Here is a 21,140-nt window from a genome sequence, read left to right on the forward strand (position 1 = left end):
AACCCGGCGTAGGCCGCGTGGGCCTTGGCCTGCCGCTATCGCGGCCAATTCGGCGTCGGGACGAAAAAACTGTCGGCGATCGGCGACGTTTATTTCCCGATATCAGGGGTTATACACCACCCTGTCCGCCGGGCTGAAATGCTTATTTTAAAGTAAAAAAAAAGCGACCCTATAGGCCGCTTTCTTAAAGTTGGGTGCCGGGCACCCAAACATTACATCGCTTTTCTGGTGAGCTCGATAACGCGCAGTTTTGCGATCGCTTTCGCCAGTTCAGCGGATGCCTGAGCATAGTCGACATCGCCATGAGAGCTGCGAATGTGTTCTTCAGCTTTACGCTTAGCTTCCAACGCTCTCGCTTCGTCGAGGTCAGTACCACGGATAGCAGTGTCCGCCAGCACGGTAACCACGCTCGGCTGCACCTCGAGGATGCCGCCGGACAGGTAGATGAACTCTTCTTCACCGTGCTGCTTAACAATACGCACCATGCCAGGCTTGATGGCAGTCAGCAGCGGCGCATGGCCAGGGAAGATCCCCAGTTCACCTTCGCTGCCTGTCACCTGGATCTTCTGCACCAGGCCGGAAAACATCTGTTTTTCCGCGCTGACTACATCCAGATGGTAAGTCATAGCCATATCACCCTCCTCTCAAGGCGTTACAGTTTCTTGGCTTTTTCCACTGCTTCTTCAATGGTGCCAACCATGTAGAACGCCTGCTCCGGCAGGTGGTCATAGTCGCCGTCCATAATGCCTTTGAAACCACGGATGGTGTCTTTCAGCGATACGAACTTGCCCGGAGAACCGGTGAAGACTTCTGCCACGAAGAACGGCTGAGACAGGAAGCGTTGGATCTTACGCGCACGGGATACGACCAGTTTGTCTTCTTCAGACAGCTCGTCCATACCCAGGATCGCGATGATATCCTTCAGTTCCTGATAGCGTTGCAGAATGGACTGCACGCCACGCGCTACGTCGTAGTGCTCCTGGCCAACAACCAGCGGATCCAGCTGACGGCTGGTGGAATCCAGCGGGTCAACGGCCGGGTAGATACCCAGAGAAGCGATGTTACGGCTCAGTACCACGGTTGCGTCCAAGTGCGCAAAGGTGGTGGCTGGTGACGGGTCAGTCAAGTCATCCGCAGGAACGTAAACGGCCTGTACGGAAGTGATGGAACCGGTCTTGGTCGAGGTGATACGTTCTTGCAGAACGCCCATCTCTTCCGCCAGCGTTGGCTGGTAACCTACCGCGGATGGCATACGGCCCAGAAGTGCGGACACTTCGGTACCGGCCAGGGTGTAACGGTAGATGTTGTCAACGAACAGCAGAACGTCGCGGCCTTCGTCACGGAATTTCTCCGCCATGGTCAGACCGGTCAGCGCAACGCGCAGACGGTTACCCGGTGGCTCGTTCATCTGGCCGTAAACCAGGGATACTTTGTCCAGAACGTTGGAGTCGGTCATTTCGTGGTAGAAGTCGTTACCCTCACGAGTACGCTCGCCCACGCCCGCAAACACGGAATAACCGGAGTGCTCGATCGCGATGTTACGGATCAGCTCCATCATGTTTACGGTTTTACCCACGCCCGCACCGCCGAACAGACCGACTTTACCGCCCTTGGCGAATGGACAAATCAGGTCCATTACCTTGATACCGGTTTCCAGCAGTTCCTGGGAGTTGGACAGCTCTTCGTAGCTTGGCGCCGCGCGGTGAATCGCCCAACGCTCTTCTTCGCCGATGTCGCCTTTCATGTCGATCGGTTGACCCAATACGTTCATGATACGGCCCAGGGTAGCTTTACCCACCGGCACTTCAATCGGGTGGTCCAGGTTGTTCACTTTCAGACCGCGACGCAGACCGTCGGAGGTCCCCATTGCGATACAGCGAACCACGCCACCGCCCAGCTGTTGCTGAACTTCCAACACCAGTTTTTCGGTGCCGTTTTCTACCTCAAGGGCGTCGTACACTTTTGGTACGGCATCCTGAGGGAACTCGACGTCCACCACGGCGCCGATTACCTGGATAATCTTTCCAGTAGCCATCTTGAATCCTCTACGTAATTCGTAAACCTAGCTTAAACCGCGGAGGCTCCCGAAACGATCTCGGTGAGTTCCTGAGTGATGCTGGCCTGACGCGCCTTGTTGTATACCAACTGCAGCTCTTTGATCAGGCTACCGCCGTTATCGGTTGCGGCTTTCATCGCGACCATTCGTGCGGCCTGCTCGCTGGCCAGGTTTTCCACGACGCCCTGATAAACCTGCGACTCCACATAGCGGCGCAGCAAGGTATCAAGCAGCACTTTTGGATCGGGTTCATACAGGTAATCCCAAGGCGTTTTCTTCAGCTCTGCGTCATCGGCTGGCGGTAACGGCAGCAGCTGAAGCACCTGCGGCTCTTGGGACATCGTATTAACAAATTTGTTGCTGACAATGTACAGCTTGTCCAAACGACCTTCGTCGTAGGCCTGCAGCATCACTTTCACCGGCCCGATCAGATCCGACAGGGAAGGTTTGTCCCCCATGCCGGTCACCTGGGCAACCACGTTGCCGCCCACGGAACCAAAGAAAGAGGCCGCTTTAGAGCCAATCAGCGCCAAATCGGTTTCGACGCCTTTTTCGGACCAGGCTTTCATCTCCGCCAGCAGCTTTTTGAACAGGTTGATGTTCAAGCCGCCGCAGAGACCACGGTCAGTAGACACCACCAGATACCCGACGCGCTTAACGTCACGCTCATCCAGGTACGGGTGCTTGTACTCCAGATTCCCTAACGCAAGGTGACCAATCACTTTGCGCATGGTCTCTGCATAAGGACGGCTGGCCGCCATGCGATCCTGCGATTTACGCATTTTGGAGGCGGCGACCATTTCCATCGCTTTAGTGATCTTTTGCGTGTTTTGCACGCTAGCGATCTTACTACGTATCTCTTTTGCGCCGGCCATCTCTGCTTCTCCTCAGTGCCAGACGGCCTGCTGTCTTTCAACAGCAGGACCGTTCGGCGTTACCAGGACTGGGTTTTCTTGAAGGTCTCGAGGATGTCTTTCAACTTGCCCTCGATCTCATCATTGAAGTTGCCAGTTTGGTTAATGTGGTTCAGCAGTTCGGCGTGCTCGCGGTCCGCATAGGCGACCAGCGCGGCTTCGAAGCTCACCACTTTGGCGACTTCGACGTCGTTCAGGTAACCGCGTTCTGCGGCAAACAGCACCAGAGACTGTTGTGCAACCGACATCGGCGCATACTGTTTCTGTTTCAGCAGCTCGGTCACTTTCTGACCGTGGCTCAGCTGTTTGCGGGTCGCGTCGTCCAGATCGGAGGCGAACTGGGAGAACGCTGCCAGTTCACGATACTGCGCCAGCGCGGTACGGATACCGCCGGACAGTTTCTTCATGATCTTGGTCTGCGCGGCGCCACCAACACGGGATACGGAGATACCCGGGTTAACTGCCGGACGAATACCGGAGTTGAACAGGTTGGATTCCAGGAAGATCTGACCATCGGTAATCGAGATTACGTTGGTCGGAACGAACGCGGAAACGTCACCCGCCTGGGTTTCAATGATCGGCAGCGCGGTCAATGAACCGGTTTTACCTTTAACTTCACCTTTGGTGAAGGCTTCAACGTATTCGGCGTTAACGCGCGCTGCACGCTCCAGCAAGCGGGAGTGCAGGTAGAATACGTCGCCTGGGTAAGCTTCACGACCTGGCGGACGACGAAGCAGCAGGGAAATCTGGCGGTAAGCAACGGCCTGCTTGGACAGGTCATCGTACACGATCAGCGCATCTTCACCGCGGTCACGGAAGTATTCGCCCATTGCGCAACCGGCATATGGTGCCAGGTATTGCAGTGCAGCGGATTCGGAAGCGGTCGCCACCACCACGATGGTGTTGGCCAGTGCGCCGTGCTCTTCCAGTTTGCGCACCACGTTAGCGATGGTGGACGCTTTCTGGCCGATAGCCACGTAAACGCATTTGATGCCGGAGTCGCGTTGGTTGATGATCGCATCGATCGCCAGCGCGGTTTTACCGGTCTGACGGTCACCGATCACCAGCTCACGCTGGCCACGGCCGATTGGAATCATGGCGTCAACGGATTTGTAGCCAGTCTGAACCGGCTGATCAACGGACTGACGCTCGATAACGCCTGGGGCGATAGCTTCTACCGGAGAGAAACCGTCGTTCTCAATTGGGCCTTTGCCGTCGATTGGTGCGCCCAGGGTGTTAACTACGCGGCCCAGCAGACCACGACCGACTGGAACTTCCAGGATACGGCCGGTGCATTTAACCTTCATGCCTTCGGCCAGATCCGCGTACGGACCCATGACCACGGCACCGACGGAGTCGCGCTCCAGGTTCAATGCGATTGCGTAACGGTTGCCAGGCAGCGCGATCATTTCGCCCTGCATAACTTCGGCCAGGCCGTGTACGCGGATGATCCCGTCGCTGACGGAAACGATAGTACCTTCATTGTGAGCTTCGCTCACTACATTGAACTGAGCAATGCGCTGCTTGATCAGTTCGCTGATTTCGGTGGAATTCAGTTGCATGCTCCAGTCCCCTTAAGACTGCAAGACGTCTGTCAGGCGTTCAAGACGACCGCGAACGCTGCCATCAATCACCATATCGCCGGCGCGAACAACGATGCCGGCCAGTACAGACTTGTCAATTTTGCAATTCAGCTTAACTTTGCGTGACAGACGTTTTTCCATCGCAGCGGCGATTTTCGCCTGCTGTTCGTCGCTCAGCGCGCTCGCAGAGAGCACTTCGACTTCGACGGTGGATTCCAGCGAGGCGCGCAGTTCGATGAACTGCTGCAGCACGGCAGGAAGAACCAGTAAACGTCCATTTTCGGCCATTACACGGATAAAGTTCTGGCCATGTTCGTCGAGCCGATCGCCACAAACCGCGATGAACGTCTTGGACAGCGTTTCTGGCGCGACCGCGCCAGACAGCAGTTCAGAAATCTGTTCATTGCGAGTGACAACAGCTGCAAACGCCAGCATGTCCTGCCAGCGCTCTACGCTTTGGTGCTCAACGGCAAAGTCAAAAGCTGCTTTGGCGTAGGGGCGAGCTACAGTTACAAATTCAGACATCAGCCCCTCCCTCCTTACAGTTCAGCGACCAGTTTATCAACGATGTCGCTGTTAGCAGCTTCATCCACGGAACGTTCGATGATCTTCTCGGCGCCGGCAATTGCCAGCATCGCGACTTGCTTACGCAACTCTTCACGAGCGCGCTTACGTTCGGCTTCGATCTCAGCCTGAGCCTGCGCCACGATTTTGTTACGTTCCTGCTCGGCTTCGGCTTTCGCTTCATCCATGATCTGAGCTTTGCGTTTGTTCGCTTGCTCGATGATCACCTGAGCTTCTGCTTTAGCAGTTTTCAGCTGGTCGGTCGCATTGGCTTGCGCTAAGTCCAGATCTTTTTTGGCACGCTCTGCAGAAGCGAGGCCGTCAGCGATTTCTTTCTGACGTTTCTCGATGGCAGCCATGATCGGCGGCCATACGTACTTCATGCAGAACCAGACAAACAGAACGAACGCGATGGCCTGGCCGAGGATTGTTGCGTTAAGATTCACAGCACAATGCCTCTTTAAAAGTTAATAGTTTGGTTACGTCGTAGAGGGTTGCTCTACTTACGCGACGGCGAACATCACGTACAGACCCAGACCTACAGCGATCATCGGGATGGCGTCGACCAGACCCATAACGATAAAGAACTGTGTACGCAGCAGAGGAATCAGGTCAGGCTGACGAGCAGCGCCTTCCAAGAATTTACCACCCAGGATGCCGATACCGATCGCAGCACCGATTGCCGCTAAACCCATCATCACAGCGGCAGCCATGTACAGCAGATCCATACTCAGGTTTTCCATGACAGTCTCCAGTTTGTTTCAGTTTAAAAGTGCAAGTGTTTTAAGAAAATCAGTGCTCTTCAGACGCCATCGACAGATAGACGATCGTCAGAACCATGAAAATAAAGGCTTGAAGCGTAATGATCAGGATGTGGAAGATAGCCCAAGGCAAGCTCAGGACCCACTGTGACCACCACGGCAACAGGCCGGCAATCAGGATGAAGATCAACTCACCCGCATACATGTTGCCGAACAGTCGCAGACCCAGTGAAACAGGTTTGGACAGCAGGCTGACACCTTCAAGAATCAGGTTGATAGGAATGAATACAGGGTGGTTGAACGGCTGCATGGTCAACTCTTTAACGAACCCGCCAACGCCTTTCATTTTGATGCTATAGAACAGAATCAGGATAAACACGCCCAGCGCCATGGACAACGTGACGTTCACGTCGGCGGTAGGCACGACGCGCAGCGCAGGCAGACCGAGATGAGCCCCGATGAACGGCAGGAAGTCTACCGGAATCAGGTCCATCAGGTTCATCAGGAACACCCAGACGAACACGGTCAACGCCAGCGGCGCAATCACCTTGCTCTTGCCGTGGTACATATCGCGCACGCTGCTGTCGACGAAACCGACCACCAACTCCACGGCGGTTTGCAGTTTACCCGGCACGCCGCTGGTGGCGTTTTTGGCCACTTTGCGGAAAATCACCAGGAACAAAACCCCGAGGACGACGGAGAAAAACATCGAGTCGAGGTTAATCGACCAAAACCCAGTCCCGACCTGAAGCTGCGTCAGGTGGTGACCGATATACTCCTGTGGACTGTTGTATCCCTCTGCAGACATGATGCCTCTACCCTTTATTTAGTTAATTTCGGTAACTGTTAATCACGGCCGGTGCCACTATCTGCACCACTAACACCGCTAAATAGGTCAGGCCAAGCGGTATAAACTCCGCCTTGAACACCCCCAGCGCCACGATCAGTAAAACGATGGTGATCACGACCTTTAGCCCCTCGCCGATGGCGAACGACCAGGCAACCCTACCGGGCGCCGGCGTTTGCGCCTGATGGCGCAAGGCAAACAGCATAAACATTGCACTCGGCAACCAGGCGGCGAAACCGCCTGCCAGCGCCGAAGCGCCCCATTCCGGGCTTTTCAGCCAGAAAGCAACGCTGATCAGAACAAAAGTCATTAACTGCAAAAACAGCAGTTTGCGTGCGACTTTCCCGCTGTAAAGGGACACAGACATGACGTTTGTTCTCTCCGTACCCCAGAGGGGGTATGCTGAGTGACGTATACAACTGTTTTTGCTGTCCTGAGTCAAGCAGCAAAAAACGAGCAAATTATACGGGGCATACCAACGAATTCAATCGATAAGTAGCGAAAAGGTGAACAATTATTTAAATTTCCCTATTCCAACCTATTTTCACAAGAAAACGGTCGGAATAATAGGTCGCATTTAATTGTCTGATTATTCCAGCGTTGCGTTTAGAAACGCGAAGCCGATCACAGTAATGTCTCTTCCTGATTTATAGCCGATGGTCAACCAAACCGTCTTTAGCAATTTGAGCGATCAAAAGATTATATAAATCAAAACATTATCAGTTAACTGTTCAAAAACAATCCGTATACCCGATGAAAACCTTTTATTGACAAGCAGCGGGGCAATATTCCAACAGCCAATTAACATTAGCAGCAATGGCCAATCTTTCACACATGATTGCTAACGTGACTATTTCTAAATGCAATTACTCTATTGTCGCTAATTAGCCGCGTATTTTGTGTTAATAGAAAGTAAATTAACTAAAAAAAGCGACCAACTAATTAGCCTGCTTACCTTTCAGCCTGGTACTACCTTTAATTCACGCTTGTTTGATCAAAAGCAAACTCAGTTTGCCTTAAGAATCACCAGATGGCGTTCGCCGTCCAGTTCAGGCACCTGCAGCCGCACGATGGACTCCAGGCTAACGCCTGCCGGCAGCTGCGTCAGCTCTTCATCCGGGCGCACGCCTTTCAACGCGTAAAAACGCCCCTGCCCTTTCGCCGGCAGGTGATGACACCAGGACAGCATATCCTGCAGCGAAGCGAACGCGCGGCTGATCACGCCATCGAACGGTGGCTCGGCCGGGAACGCTTCGACTCGGCTCTGCACCGGCTCGACATTGTTCAGGCCCAGCTCATGCTGCACCTGGCGCAGGAAGCGCACGCGCTTGCCCAGGCTGTCGAGCAGCGTGAAATGCGCGTCCGGGCGCACGATCGCCAGCGGAATACCCGGCAAACCGGGGCCGGTGCCGACATCGATAAAACGCGAGCCCTGCAGATGCGGGTTGACCACAATGCTGTCGAGGATGTGGCGCACCAGCATTTGCTGCGGATCGCGCACCGACGTGAGGTTATAAGCCTTGTTCCACTTATCCAGCATGCCGACATAACCCAGCAGTTGCTGTTTCTGCTGATCGGGCAGCTCAATGCCTGCTGCCACAAGCAGCGAGTCTAATTTTTTTTGCACAACGGATCCTCTGGCAGGCGCTGAACCACCAGCGGATGGTTAGCTGGCGCAATGAGGCGACTATGATAATTCAGGGCGCAAGTGATGTCAGCGGCCGTTTGGTTATGGGATGAACAAACGGCCACCTGGAAGCGAGATTTATGCGCTACGGCGCAGCAGTCCCTGCTTTTTAAGCCAGATCAGCAAAATCGAGATCGCCGCCGGCGTAATGCCGGAGATGCGTGAAGCCTGGCCGATGGAGTTCGGTTTGTGATCGTTCAGTTTGGCGATCACCTCGTTCGACAGCCCAGAAACCTGACGGTAATCGAGATCCAACGGCAGCACGGTGTTCTCGTTGCGCTGCTGTTTTTCGATCTCTTCCTGCTGGCGAGCGATGTAGCCTTCGTATTTGACCTGGATCTCGACCTGTTCGGCAGCTTGTACGTCGTCCAGCGGCGGCGCGAAGGCGTCGGTGCCGGTCAGCTGCGCGTAATCCATCTCAGGGCGGCGCAGCAGCTCTTCGCCGTTCGCTTCGCGCGACAACGGCGCTTTCAGCAGCGCATTGACCTGTTCGACGTTCTCGGCGTGCGGGTGCATCCAGATATCACGCAGGCGCTGGCGTTCGCGTTCGATTCGTTCCAGCTTCTCGCTGTAACGCGCCCAACGCACGTCGTCCACCAGGCCCAGTTCACGGCCTTTTTCCGTCAGGCGGAGATCGGCGTTGTCTTCGCGCAGCATCAGACGATACTCGGCGCGTGAGGTAAACATGCGGTACGGCTCTTTGGTGCCGAGGGTGCTGAGATCGTCCACCAGTACGCCCAGGTAGGCCTGATCGCGACGCGGCGCCCAGCCTTCCTGTTCGTCGGCGAAGCGCCCGGCGTTCAGACCGGCCAGCAGGCCCTGTGCAGCAGCTTCTTCATACCCGGTGGTGCCGTTGATCTGACCGGCGAAGAACAGCCCCTGAATGAATTTGCTTTCCAGCGTAGGCTTCAGATCGCGCGGATCGAAGAAATCGTACTCAATGGCGTAACCAGGGCGAATAATACGTGCGTTCTGCATGCCTTCCATCGAACGGACGATCTGCATCTGCACGTCGAACGGCAGGCTGGTAGAAATCCCGTTAGGGTAAATCTCGTTGCTGGTCAGGCCTTCCGGCTCGAGGAAGATCTGGTGCGCGTTGCGATCGGCAAAGCGCATGACCTTGTCTTCAATCGACGGGCAGTAACGTGGGCCGATCCCTTCGATGATCCCGGCATACATCGGGCTGCGATCGAGGTTATTGCGGATCACGTCATGGGTTTTTTCATTGGTATGGGTGATGTAGCACGCCATTTGTTCCGGGTGCTGGCTGGCATCGCCCAGGAACGAGAATACCGGTACCGGCGTATCGCCGTGTTGTGGTGCCAGTACGCTGAAGTCGATAGTGCGGGCGTCGATGCGCGGCGGCGTACCGGTTTTCAAGCGGTTAACGCGCAGCGGCAGCTCACGCAAACGCTGCGACAGCGAGATCGAAGGCGGATCCCCGGCGCGGCCGCCGCTGTAATTCTCCAGGCCGATGTGGATCTTGCCGTCCAGGAAAGTGCCGACCGTCAATACCACCGCCTTGGCGCGGAATTTCAGGCCCATTTGGGTAACGGCCCCCACCACGCGATCGTTTTCGACGATCAGATCCTCAACGGGTTGTTGGAAGATCATCAGGTTGGGTTGGTTCTCCAACGCGGTACGGATCGCCTGGCGATACAGTACGCGATCCGCCTGAGCGCGCGTGGCGCGAACGGCAGGGCCTTTGCTGGCGTTTAGTATCCTAAACTGGATGCCGGCATGGTCGATCGCTTTCGCCATCAGGCCGCCAAGTGCATCAATTTCCTTAACCAGATGCCCTTTACCAATACCGCCAATCGCCGGGTTGCAGGACATCTGTCCCAGCGTATCGATATTGTGTGTCAATAATAAAGTTTGACGCCCCATGCGCGCCGCGGCCATGGCGGCCTCGGTCCCTGCATGGCCACCACCGATGATGATGACGTCAAATTGATCTGGATAAAACATGGAACTGCACCTCGCCGTATTGCGAACGATCGTTATTTGCCCTGGGGTGGGGGATTCTACTCAAGTTTAGACGATCGACCAAGTGGTCAGGATCGTCGGTAATTAAAAGAAGATCTTTTTTATTTAAAGATCTCTTTATTAGATCTCTTATTAGGATCGCGATCCTCTGTGGATAAGTGACTATTCACGATGAAGATCAGCAGATTAAGGAGGATCGTTTGCTGTGAATGATCGGTGATCCCGACGCAGATAAGCTGGGATCTAAAAGGCTTGTTATGCACAGGACAAAAAGCGTACTGCGGTTGTTATTGGGATAACTACGGCTTTTACCCTGCTTTTAAGTATAGTTATCCACAATCGTTCGCACGATCTTTAGGCGAATTAGAGTAAATTAATCCAGTTTTTTACCCATTCCTCGGCCGGATCCTCGGGAATTTCATGCTCGGTCACGTCGATCTCGAGACGATCGCCGATCCTTTTCGCGCCTCTGGCGATCAACAGATCGTCGATCTGTTTGATCGCGCCGCAGAAGGTGTCGTATTCCGAACTGCCCAAACCGACGGCGCCGAACTGCACCTCGGAAAGATCCGGCTGTTGTTCGGCGATCTGCTCCAGTAACGGCTGAAGGTTATCCGGCAGTTCGCCGGCGCCGTGCGTGGAAGAAACCACCAGCCAGCGACCGGTCAACGGCAGCTCATCCAGTTCAGGGCCGTGCAGCATCTCGGTAGAGAAACCCGCGTCTTCCAGCTTTTCAGCCAAATGTTCAGCCACGTATTCGGCGCTGCCAAGCGTACTGCCACTGATCAGAGTTATGTCTGCCATGAACCAACGATCCCAACCTTCTCACTCAAAGAGGCTGCATTGTACGCTGTGAATCGGCTGGGATCTACCTGTGGATAATGTGGGTATGCAATTTGGCGGGTTACGGCACGATGGTGCGCATAATGGGGTTCTGCAGCGAGATCAGCGTTTCGGTAGACTGGATCTCGTCGATGGTCTGGATCTTGTTGATAAGTACCTGTTGCAGCGCGTCGATCGATCGGCACATCACCTTGATAAAGACGCTGTAGTGGCCGGTGGTGTAATAGGCTTCCACCACTTCCTCCAGGCTTTCCAGCTTCTTCAGCGCCGAAGGATAGTCTTTGGCGCTCTTTAATATGATGCCGATAAAGCAGCACACGTCGTAGCCCAGCTGTTTGGGGCTGACGTCGATGCGCGCGCCGGTGATAATCCCGGCCTGTTTCATCTTCTCCACCCGTACATGAATGGTGCCGGGGCTGACGGCGAAGTTTTTCGCCAGTTCGGCGTACGGTGTGCGCGCGTTGTCCATTAGAGCGTTGAGGATGCCGCGATCGAGATTATCGATCTGATAAATTTCCGCCATTTAATCCCCCATTAATTAACGATTGTTGAATTCTGTCCGGGTAAAAATGAACGATTAAAAGTGAAAAGGCAATATTGATTAGTGGATATTGAATTGGCGTATCATTTTGTTGCTTAATCGATGGCAACAGAGACAGGTTTACAAGAGATACGGCAATGAAAAAACAGTTTATCCAAAAACAACAACAAATCAGCCAGGTCAAATCCTTCTTCTCCCGCCAGCTGGAGCAACAGCTCGGTCTGATCGAAGTGCAGGCCCCGATCCTCAGCCGTTTGGGCGATGGCACGCAGGATAACCTCTCCGGCAGCGAGAAAGCGGTGCAGGTTAAGGTCAAAACCCTGCCGGATACCACCTTCGAAGTGGTGCATTCACTGGCGAAATGGAAACGCAAAACCCTGGGTAGCTACGATTTCGGCGCCGGCGAAGGCCTGTACACCCATATGAAGGCGCTGCGCCCGGATGAAGATCGCCTGACGCCGATCCACTCGGTGTACGTCGATCAGTGGGACTGGGAGCGGGTGATGGGCGACGGTGAGCGCAGCATGGACTACCTGAAAAGCACCGTGCGGAGCATTTACGCCGCCATCAAGGCGACGGAGGCGGAAGTCAGCCGCGAGCATGGCCTGACCCCGTTCCTGCCGGCACAGATCCACTTTGTGCACAGCGAAACCCTGCTGCAGCGCTACCCGGATCTGGACGCCAAAGGGCGCGAGAGGGCGATCGCCAAAGAGCTGGGCGCGGTATTCCTGATCGGCATCGGCGGCAAGCTGTCGCACGGCAAATCGCACGATGTGCGGGCGCCGGATTATGATGACTGGACCACGCCGGCGGCGGATGGCCTGGCGGGCCTGAACGGCGATATCGTGGTGTGGAACCCGGTGCTGCAGGACGCTTTCGAGCTGTCCTCTATGGGCATCCGCGTCGACGCCGCCGCGCTGAAACATCAGCTGGCGCTGACCGGTGACGAAGAGCGCATGAAGCTGGAGTGGCACCAGTCGCTGTTGCGCGGTGATATGCCGCAGACCATCGGCGGCGGTATCGGCCAGTCGCGTTTGGTGATGCTACTGTTGCAACTGTCGCATATCGGCCAGGTGCAGTGCGGCGTGTGGTCGCCGGAAGTGCGCGGGGCGGTCGAAGGCCTGCTCTAACCGCCTAGCGCCGCCAGCGGCGCATCAAACGGCTTTTCAGCCCGGTATCGAAGCGCCAGATATGATCGAAGATGCGCATGATGCCGGGTTTGCCGTAGGCGGACATCGCCACCGCATGGAAACGCTGCTGGTGGCTTTGCTGCTGCTGTTTCACCTTCTTTATTACCTCCTCCGGCAACCGCTGGGCGATAAAATCGGAAATGATCACCGCATCGGCGTCGAACCAGCCGCTTTCCGCCATTTTGATGACGGTGGCGTTCAGGCAGGCCGCCAGATCGGTGCCGCCGCGAAACTGCTGGCCGAGAAAGCGCACCGCCTGTTCGATGCCGCTGGCGGCGGTGAGCTCGTAATGCACGATCTGGTTGGCGAACAGCATGATGTAGCAGCGGCGGTTGTCCGCCAGCGCAATGCGCAGCAGAGCGAGGCAGAACGCCTTGGCGCACTGTTCGTTGAAGCCGCCCATCGATCCTGAGGTGTCCACGCAGACGATAAACGGCCCGCGCGGCTGTTGATCCTGCTGCTGGTGGGTGACCTGACGGATCAGGACCTGCTCCTGCCAGACGTCGCCCTGCAGCCGGTAGCTCAGCAGCCGCTTTTCCAGCAGGCGGCGATAAAACTCGAACTCCAGTTCTTCAATCCCCAACGTCGCCAGCTCCGGCGGCAGCAGGCGCAGGATGTCGTCGCTTTGATGAATGCCGCTCACTTCTTCCGGCAGCGTGGCCGGCACCTGCACCATCACCCTGAACGGCTCCGGTTGCGCGTCCTGTTGCTGCACCGCCTTGGCCTGATAGCTGCGGCCCAGCTGCTGCGCCAGCTTTTTCAACTCCGGCTGCTGCTGCAAAAAGTTGCCGTACTCCACCAGCCGCTGGTAATCGCCGCGCTGCAGTTGGCCTTTGCTCATGTCCCACAGCCTGCCGGCGGCGGTGTCGTTTTCCGACAGCAGCGGCTCCAGCGCGCCGCTCAGCGCCAGGCGCTCCTGCAGTTCCGCCATCAGCTGCTCGCGCTCTTGTTCCAGCAGCTGGTGGTGCAGCATGGTGGCCTGCAGCGTCAGGCTGATGCGCCAGCGCTGCAGGAACAGGGTTTGGAAGCTGTCGTCCAGCGGATGGTTGGGCAGATCGGCGGCGTCCAGCAGCGCGCGCGCCTGTTCATAAAACGGCGAGACCAGCTGGCGCAGCAGCTCCATCGTGTCGTTGAGGTTGTGATAGAACTGGGTGTTGTTCTCCAGCTGGCACTGTTGATAGCGGTAAAATTCCTGCGCCAGCGCCGGTGGCACCATGGCCTCCTGCAGACGCTCCTTGAGCTGCAGTTTCCAGCGTGGCAGATCGCGATCCAGCGCCCGGCGAATGGCCGGAAACTTTTTAAAGAACACCGACAGCTGCGGCGCCGCCAGCATGCCGACGATCATCTCCTCGATCATCTCGCCTTCGGTGATCGCCAGCAGCAGATCGAGCGTCTCCAGACTGAGCATGGTTACTGGCCGCGCATTTGCTGCAGCTGCTGTTTAACCTGCTCTGCCACCTGCAGCAGACTGGCTTCGATCTTGGCCAGGCCGGCGGCGGGGGTGAACAGACAGGGCTGATGCTGGCTGAAGGCGCGGCGCTGTTCCGCCAGGTGCTGGGCCAACGCGTCCATTTCATCCAGCAGCGCCTGCGGCGTGGCGGTGGCCTGTTTGCCCGGCAGCGCCAGCAGCGAAGGCTGGCGGCTGACGTCCAGCACCGTTAGGTGCAGTTGGTCGTCGACGTCCAAATCGATCGGCTGCGCGAAGCCGATGCCGTTCAGCTTGGCGCGCACGTCGCCGCCTTTTTGCAGCCAGTTATCCAGCACGCTGCTCTCGATGCTCAGATGGTTGACCTGAATGTCATGCAGCTGCAGCGGTTTTTGCAGCAGCAGGGTGAGCGTGCCGCCAGCGAACGGCGTGGCCGGCGCGTATTGCGGTTTGCGGCTGAACATGCCGCCCTTTTTCACCAGGCTGATGGCCTGCCGATCGCTTTGTTGTTGCTGATCCTGCAGCCAGCGGGTGTGGATCTGTTGCAGCTGGATCAGCATCGATTGCTGCTGATAGGCCGATTCAGTCAACAGCTGGTCGATCTGCTGTTGCAGCAGCTTTAGCGAGGTGAGATCGTGCCACAGGCAGTCTTTCAGCAGCATCAGGTCGAGCGGGGCGATGGCGTCGCGGCCGCTGAAGAAGGCGCAGGCCTGCAACAGGCGCAGGGCTTTTTTCCAGCGTCGATCGGAGACGTACGGCGCCTGTTCCAGCGCGTCCAGCCGCTGGCGCAGCTGGAAAATCAGCTCAAAGCAGGCTTCCGGCAGCGCCACCTTGTCGATCTGCGGCTGCCACTGCAGGAATTCTTCATCACTGACGCTCAGCGCCGCCGGCACCGGGTTTTGGCTCTCGTTCTGGCGGTTGACCAACAGCGAGCGGAAATTCTGCTTATCCTGCACCTTGTCCAGCCACAGGCGGATCAGCATGCGGTCATACAGGGCTTCGAGGCTGTTGTCCGCTTCAGGCAGTTCGTTGGAGGCAGTGACCAGCAGGCGCAGCGGGATCGGCTCTTCGCTGTTGCCGTTGCGAAAGCGCCGTTCGTTGATCGCCGTCAGCAGGGTGTTGAGGATCGCCGGGCCGGCCTTCCAGATCTCGTCCAAAAACACGATCTCCGCTTCCGGCAGGTAGCCGGCGGTCAGGCGCTGATAGCGCCCTTCATCTTTCAGCGCCTGAATAGAGAGCGGGCCGAAGACCTCTTCCGGCGTGGAAAAGCGCGTCATCAGGTATTCAAAGGAGCGGGCGTTGCGGAAGGCAAACTTCAGCCGGCGTGCGATCAGGCTCTTGGCGATGCCGGGCGGGCCGAGCAGGAATACGCTTTCGCCGCTCAGCGCCGCCAGCAGGCACAGGCGGATCGCTTCTTGCCGCTCATAAAGACCGCTCTCCAGCGCGCTGCTGAGGCGGGAAATTCGTTCTGCCAGAAGGGATGATGGCGTCATATAATCGTCGCATTGTCCGAGAGTTAGCCAATCTTGGTCGATAATCCGATGATAAACCACCATTATTTTTAATAGTATAGCTTGTTGATTAGTAATATTTTTCTAAGTTCAGCCGGATATCCGGTTCACATTTTGTTTATTTTTCGGCTCTGATATAAGGGTAGGCAAGCGGTATAAATGGTGCATACTGTGCGGCTTTCTGGTGGGCGTGACGGATCTTTGAGCCCGTATTTTGCCTGATGCGGATGCATCGCTAACGGATGTTCTGATAAAGAAACGAACTATGAGCGCAGAGCATAAACAGTCCTTATCGGCGGTAACCCTGGCGGCTATCGGCGTGGTCTACGGTGATATCGGCACCAGCCCTCTCTATACGCTGAGAGAGTGTTTCTCCGGCCATTACGGCTTCGATGTTCGTCCAGACGTGGTTTTCGGCTTCCTGTCGCTGATTTTCTGGATGCTGATTGTGATCGTTTCCCTCAAATATCTCACCTACGTGATGCGCGCGGACAACGCCGGCGAGGGCGGCATTCTGACGCTGATGTCGCTGGCCGGGCGCAACACCTCGGCGCGCACCACCGCGGTGCTGGTGATACTGGGCCTCATCGGCGGCAGCTTCTTCTATGGCGAGGTGGTGATCACCCCGGCGATCTCGGTGATGTCGGCGATCGAGGGGCTGGAAATCGCCGCGCCCGCGCTTGACGCCTATATCGTGCCGCTCTCCATTCTGGTGCTGACGCTGCTGTTCGTTATCCAAAAGCACGGCACCGGCAGCGTCGGCAAGCTGTTTGCCCCGGTGATGCTGCTGTGGTTCATCGTGTTGGCGGTGCTGGGCGCGCGCAGCATCATGTCGAACCCGGAAGTGCTACAGGCGCTGAACCCCAAATGGGCGCTCAACTTCTTCATGGAATATAAGAAGGTGTCGTTCTTCGCGCTGGGGGCGGTGGTGCTGTCGATCACTGGCGTCGAGGCGCTGTATGCCGATATGGGGCACTTCGGCAAGTTCCCGATTCGCCTGGCCTGGTTCACCGTGGTGCTGCCTTCGCTGGTGCTCAACTACTTCGGCCAGGGTGCGCTGCTGCTGAAAAACCCGGAGGCGATCAAAAACCCGTTCTTCCTGCTGGCACCCGACTGGGCGCTGATCCCGCTGCTGATTCTGGCGACCCTGGCGACGGTCATCGCCTCGCAGGCGGTGATTTCCGGCGTCTTCTCGCTGACCCGCCAGGCGGTGCGTCTGGGCTATCTGTCGCCGATGCGCATCATTCACACCTCCGAAATGGAATCCGGCCAGATCTATATTCCGGTGATTAACTGGACGCTGTACATCTCGGTGGTGCTGGTGATCATCGGTTTCGAACACTCCAGCAACCTGGCGGCGGCGTACGGCATCGCCGTTACCGGCACCATGGTGCTGACCAGCATTCTGGTCACCTCGGTGGCGATCAACAACTGGCACTGGAATCGCTTCCTGGCGATCGGCATCGTGACCATCTTGCTGATCATCGACGTGCCGATGTTCTCCGCCAACGCCCTGAAACTGTTCTCCGGCGGCTGGTTGCCGCTGACCCTGGCGCTGGTGATGTTCATCATTATGACCACCTGGAAGAGCGAACGCTTCCGCCTGTTGCGCCGCCTGCATGAACACGGCAACTCGCTGGAGGCGATGATCGCCTCGCTGGAGAAATCGCCGCCGGTGCGGGTGCCGGGTACCGCGGTGTTCATGTCGCGCGCCACCAACGTCATTCCTTTTGCGCTGCTGCACAACCTGAAGCACAACAAGGTGCTGCATGAGCGCGTGGTGCTGCTGACGCTGCGCACCGAGGATGCGCCTTACGTGCACAACGTGCGTCGGGTGACCATCGAACAGCTGTCGCCGACTTTCTGGCGGGTGGTGGCCAGCTACGGCTGGCGCGAAACGCCGAACGTCGAGGAGGTGTTCCACCGCTGCGGGTTGGAAGGGTTGCCGTGCCGCATGTCGGAGACCTCGTTCTTCATGTCCCATGAATCGCTGATCCTCACCAAGCGGCCGTGGTACCTCTACCTGCGCGGTAAACTGTTCATCGCCCTGAGCCGCAACGCGCTGCGTGCGCCGGATCAGTTTGAGATCCCGCCGAACCGGGTCATTGAGCTCGGCACGCAGGTCGAGATCTAACCCGCCTGATAAGGGGCTCAGCATGGCTGAGCCCCTTTTGTTTGTGCATTGTCCGGGCGTGAACGAAACGTTTCGATAGCGATCACACTTCTGCATTGTCCCGGTTGCCTTCCCCTGTCGTTTTTTTAAACTCCCCCCAGAGAGCGAAACGTTTCGCTAGCGGAGTGAGAAGATGAAAAAAGGCGTATTACTGAATTCCGACGTGTCTGCCGTGATTGCCCGGCTGGGGCATACCGACCAGCTCACCCTGTGCGACGCGGGCCTGCCGATACCGGCGGCGACGCAACGCATCGATCTGGCGCTGACGCAGGGCGTGCCGACCTTCATGCAGGTGTTCGCGGCGGTCACGCAAGAGATGCAGGTAGAAAGCGCCATCCTGGCGGAAGAGCTCGTGAAACAGAATCCGTCGCTCCATGAGACACTGTTGGCTGAACTGACCGCACTGGGCCAACGCCAGGGTAACACCATCAGCGTGCGCTATATCAGCCATCAGGCGTTTAAAGCGCAAACCGAGCACAGCCGGGCGGTGATCCGCAGCGGGGAGTGTTCGCCTTACGCGAACGTGATCCTGTGCGCCGGCGTAACTTTCTGAGGCGCGTATGCAACCTTTACTGCAACTGAAAGGGATTGATAAAGCCTTTCCCGGCGTGAAGGCGCTTTCCGGCGCGGCCCTCAGCGTCTATCCCGGCAAGGTGATGGCGCTGGTAGGGGAAAACGGCGCCGGGAAGTCCACCATGATGAAAGTGCTGACCGGCATCTACCAGAAAGACGCCGGCAGCCAGTATTTTCTCGGTAAAGAGGTGGCGTTCAACGGGCCTAAGGATTCGCAGGAAGCGGGCATCGGCATTATCCATCAGGAGCTGAACCTGATCCCGCAGCTGACCATTGCGGAAAACATCTTCCTCGGCCGCGAGTTCGTCAACCGTTTCGGCCGCATTGACTGGAAGCGCATGTACGCCGAGGCCGATCGCTTGCTGGCGCGTCTCAATCTGCGCTACAGCAGCCACCGGCTGGTGGGCGAGCTGTCGATCGGCGATCAGCAGATGGTGGAGATCGCCAAGGTGCTGAGCTTCGAATCGAAAGTGATCATCATGGACGAACCGACCGATGCGCTGACCGACACCGAAACCGCTTCGCTGTTCAAGGTGATCAACGAGCTGAAGGCCGAAGGGCGCGGCATCGTCTATATCTCGCACCGTCTGAAAGAGATTTTTGAAATCTGCGACGACGTGACCGTATTCCGCGACGGGCAGTTTATCGCCGAGCGGCCGGTGAGCGAGCTGCAGGAAGATTCGCTGATTGAGATGATGGTCGGCCGCAAGCTGGAAGAACAGTACCCGCGCCTTGATTTGCCGCGCGGAGAAAAACGGCTGGAAGTCAGCCACCTTTCCGGCCCTGGCGTTGAAGACGTCAGCTTTACGCTGTACCGCGGCGAAATCCTCGGCGTGGCCGGGCTGATGGGCGCCGGGCGCACCGAATTGATGAAAATCCTGTACGGCGCCGCCCCGCGCAAGGCCGGCACCGTCAGCCTGGACGGCCGCGACGTGGTGACCCATTCGCCGCAGGACGGGTTGGCGAACGGCATCGTCTATATCTCGGAAGACCGCAAGCGCGACGGCCTGGTGCTGGGCATGTCGGTGAAGGAAAACATGTCGCTGACCGCGCTGCGCTACTTCAGCCGCGCCGACGGCAGCCTGAAACAGGCCGACGAGCGGCAGGCGGTGGGGGATTTCATCCGGCTTTTCAATATCAAAACGCCGTCGATGGAGCAGCCGATCGGTCTGCTTTCCGGCGGCAATCAGCAAAAAGTGGCGATCGCCCGCGGCCTGATGACCCGGCCGAAGGTGCTGATCCTCGATGAGCCGACGCGCGGCGTCGACGTCGGCGCCAAAAAAGAGATCTATCAGTTAATCAACCAGTTCAAGCAGGAAGGGCTGAGCATCATTCTGGTGTCTTCGGAAATGCCGGAGGTGATGGGCATGAGCGATCGCATTCTGGTGATGCACGAAGGGCACCTCAGCGGCGAGTTCCCGATTGAACAGGCCACCCAGGAAGCGTTGATGGCGGCAGCCGTCGGCAAGCAATACGGCGTAAAGCAGGAGTAATCAGATATGAGTTCCCAGACTATCGCAGCTAAGCGCTGGTTCAGTAAAGAGTGGCTGTTAGAGCAGAAGTCGTTGATTGCGCTGCTGGTGCTGATCGCCGTGGTCTCTTCCATGAGCCCGAACTTCTTTACCCTGAACAACCTGTTCAATATTCTGCAGCAGACCTCGGTGAACGCCATCATGGCGGTGGGGATGACGCTGGTGATCCTCACCTCCGGCATCGATCTGTCGGTGGGATCGCTGCTGGCGCTGACCGGCGCGGTGGCGGCGTCGATCGTCGGCTTTGAGGTCAACGCGCTGGTGGCGGTGGCGGCGGCATTGGCGCTGGGCGCCGCGGTTGGCGCCTGCACCGGGGTGATCGTCGCCAAAGGCAAAGTGCAGGCCTTTATCGCCACGCTGGTGATGATGCTGCTGCTGCGCGGCGTCACCATGGTGTACACCAACGGCAGCCCGGTCAATACCGGTTTCACCGACGTGGCCGACACCTTCGGCTGGTTCGGTATCGGCCGCCCGCTGGGCGTGCCTACGCCGATCTGGATCATGGCGATCGTGTTCATCGCCGCCTGGTATATGCTGCACCATACGCGCCTGGGCCGCTATATTTATGCCCTGGGCGGCAACGAAGCGGCGACCCGCCTGTCCGGCATCAGCGTCGATAAAGTGAAGATTATCGTTTACTCGCTGTGCGGCCTGCTGGCAGCGCTGGCTGGGGTGATCGAAGTGGCGCGCCTGTCGTCGGCGCAGCCGACCGCCGGCACCGGCTATGAGCTGGACGCCATCGCCGCCGTGGTGCTGGGCGGCACCAGCCTGGCCGGCGGCAAGGGCCGCATCGTCGGCACGCTGATCGGGGCGCTGATCCTCGGCTTCCTGAACAACGGCCTGAATTTATTGGGTGTTTCTTCCTACTACCAAATGATCGTGAAGGCAGTGGTGATACTGCTGGCGGTTCTGGTAGATAACAAAAGCAACAAGTAACCTCCCCTACAGGAATC

Annotated in this window: 20 protein-coding genes; 5 read left to right on the plus strand and 15 right to left on the minus strand. The window is 57.2% G+C overall.

Features of this window, described 5'->3' with window-relative positions; genetic code table 11:
• Positions 1 to 212: 212 nt before the first annotated feature.
• The 13 genes from M6G53_RS10540 to asnC form a co-directional block, all read right to left on the minus strand.
• A complete protein-coding gene (locus M6G53_RS10540; protein ID WP_004933814.1) occupies positions 213 to 632 on the minus strand; it encodes a F0F1 ATP synthase subunit epsilon in 420 nt (139 codons plus the stop codon).
• 20 nt (positions 633 to 652) lie between these two features.
• On the minus strand, positions 653 to 2,035 hold the full coding sequence (gene atpD / locus M6G53_RS10545) for a F0F1 ATP synthase subunit beta (protein ID WP_033631385.1): 1,383 nt from the start codon (positions 2,033 to 2,035) through the stop codon (positions 653 to 655).
• 32 nt (positions 2,036 to 2,067) lie between these two features.
• Positions 2,068 to 2,931: a F0F1 ATP synthase subunit gamma gene (gene atpG / locus M6G53_RS10550; protein ID WP_253331106.1), complete on the minus strand. Its 864-nt coding sequence runs from the start codon at positions 2,929 to 2,931 to the stop codon at positions 2,068 to 2,070.
• 59 nt (positions 2,932 to 2,990) lie between these two features.
• Entirely contained in the window at positions 2,991 to 4,532 is a 1,542-nt protein-coding gene (gene atpA, locus M6G53_RS10555) for a F0F1 ATP synthase subunit alpha (protein WP_122016995.1), read from the minus strand.
• Positions 4,533 to 4,544: 12 nt separating this feature from the next.
• Complete coding sequence (gene atpH, locus M6G53_RS10560) at positions 4,545 to 5,078, minus strand: F0F1 ATP synthase subunit delta (RefSeq protein WP_253331108.1); 534 nt, start codon at positions 5,076 to 5,078, stop codon at positions 4,545 to 4,547.
• A gap of 14 nt (positions 5,079 to 5,092) precedes the next feature.
• Positions 5,093 to 5,563, minus strand: coding sequence for a F0F1 ATP synthase subunit B (gene atpF / locus M6G53_RS10565; RefSeq protein ID WP_004933804.1), 471 nt, complete (start codon positions 5,561 to 5,563; stop codon positions 5,093 to 5,095).
• A gap of 57 nt (positions 5,564 to 5,620) precedes the next feature.
• The gene (gene atpE, locus M6G53_RS10570) at positions 5,621 to 5,860 is read right to left on the minus strand and encodes a F0F1 ATP synthase subunit C (protein ID WP_004093904.1); all 240 of its coding nucleotides are present in this window, start codon (positions 5,858 to 5,860) and stop codon (positions 5,621 to 5,623) included.
• A gap of 49 nt (positions 5,861 to 5,909) precedes the next feature.
• Positions 5,910 to 6,686, minus strand: a complete 777-nt coding sequence (atpB, locus tag M6G53_RS10575; RefSeq protein ID WP_025304740.1) for a F0F1 ATP synthase subunit A — start codon at positions 6,684 to 6,686, stop codon at positions 5,910 to 5,912.
• Positions 6,687 to 6,708: 22 nt separating this feature from the next.
• On the minus strand, positions 6,709 to 7,092 hold the full coding sequence (atpI, locus tag M6G53_RS10580) for a F0F1 ATP synthase subunit I (RefSeq protein WP_253331114.1): 384 nt from the start codon (positions 7,090 to 7,092) through the stop codon (positions 6,709 to 6,711).
• Positions 7,093 to 7,731: 639 nt separating this feature from the next.
• On the minus strand, positions 7,732 to 8,352 hold the full coding sequence (gene rsmG, locus M6G53_RS10585; protein WP_253331123.1) for a 16S rRNA (guanine(527)-N(7))-methyltransferase RsmG: 621 nt from the start codon (positions 8,350 to 8,352) through the stop codon (positions 7,732 to 7,734).
• A 138-nt stretch (positions 8,353 to 8,490) separates the two neighbouring features.
• The gene (mnmG, locus tag M6G53_RS10590) at positions 8,491 to 10,380 is read right to left on the minus strand and encodes a tRNA uridine-5-carboxymethylaminomethyl(34) synthesis enzyme MnmG (RefSeq protein WP_253331129.1); all 1,890 of its coding nucleotides are present in this window, start codon (positions 10,378 to 10,380) and stop codon (positions 8,491 to 8,493) included.
• Positions 10,381 to 10,761: 381 nt separating this feature from the next.
• The gene (mioC, locus tag M6G53_RS10595; protein WP_016929621.1) at positions 10,762 to 11,202 is read right to left on the minus strand and encodes an FMN-binding protein MioC; all 441 of its coding nucleotides are present in this window, start codon (positions 11,200 to 11,202) and stop codon (positions 10,762 to 10,764) included.
• Between the two features lie 100 nt (positions 11,203 to 11,302).
• Positions 11,303 to 11,764 (minus strand): transcriptional regulator AsnC, encoded by a 462-nt coding sequence (gene asnC / locus M6G53_RS10600; RefSeq protein WP_004933786.1) that lies wholly within the window; start codon positions 11,762 to 11,764, stop codon positions 11,303 to 11,305.
• 155 nt (positions 11,765 to 11,919) lie between these two features.
• On the opposite strand from asnC, the gene asnA reads away from it, so the two are divergent.
• Positions 11,920 to 12,912, plus strand: coding sequence for an aspartate--ammonia ligase (asnA, locus tag M6G53_RS10605; protein WP_253331132.1), 993 nt, complete (start codon positions 11,920 to 11,922; stop codon positions 12,910 to 12,912).
• A gap of 4 nt (positions 12,913 to 12,916) precedes the next feature.
• Here the strand turns inward: asnA and viaA are convergent, their stop codons facing one another.
• A complete protein-coding gene (viaA, locus tag M6G53_RS10610; RefSeq protein ID WP_253331135.1) occupies positions 12,917 to 14,380 on the minus strand; it encodes an ATPase RavA stimulator ViaA in 1,464 nt (487 codons plus the stop codon).
• Between the two features lie 2 nt (positions 14,381 to 14,382).
• The gene (ravA, locus tag M6G53_RS10615) at positions 14,383 to 15,891 is read right to left on the minus strand and encodes an ATPase RavA (RefSeq protein ID WP_253331138.1); all 1,509 of its coding nucleotides are present in this window, start codon (positions 15,889 to 15,891) and stop codon (positions 14,383 to 14,385) included.
• Between the two features lie 283 nt (positions 15,892 to 16,174).
• Here ravA and kup point away from each other — a divergent pair, with 283 nt between their 5' ends.
• The 4 genes from kup to rbsC all read left to right on the plus strand — a co-directional run bounded on the left by kup (position 16,175) and on the right by rbsC (position 21,123).
• A complete protein-coding gene (gene kup / locus M6G53_RS10620; RefSeq protein ID WP_253331140.1) occupies positions 16,175 to 18,043 on the plus strand; it encodes a low affinity potassium transporter Kup in 1,869 nt (622 codons plus the stop codon).
• A 172-nt stretch (positions 18,044 to 18,215) separates the two neighbouring features.
• Entirely contained in the window at positions 18,216 to 18,635 is a 420-nt protein-coding gene (gene rbsD, locus M6G53_RS10625; RefSeq protein WP_253331142.1) for a D-ribose pyranase, read from the plus strand.
• A 7-nt stretch (positions 18,636 to 18,642) separates the two neighbouring features.
• On the plus strand, positions 18,643 to 20,148 hold the full coding sequence (gene rbsA, locus M6G53_RS10630) for a ribose ABC transporter ATP-binding protein RbsA (protein WP_019455468.1): 1,506 nt from the start codon (positions 18,643 to 18,645) through the stop codon (positions 20,146 to 20,148).
• Positions 20,149 to 20,154: 6 nt separating this feature from the next.
• Positions 20,155 to 21,123 carry a ribose ABC transporter permease gene (gene rbsC, locus M6G53_RS10635; protein WP_019455467.1) on the plus strand — a complete coding sequence of 323 codons (969 nt, stop codon included), beginning with the start codon at positions 20,155 to 20,157 and terminating at the stop codon, positions 21,121 to 21,123.
• Positions 21,124 to 21,140: the final 17 nt, after the last annotated feature.

It is taken from the genome of Serratia nevei, assembly GCF_024160145.1.
Taxonomy (GTDB): domain Bacteria; phylum Pseudomonadota; class Gammaproteobacteria; order Enterobacterales; family Enterobacteriaceae; genus Serratia; species Serratia nevei_A.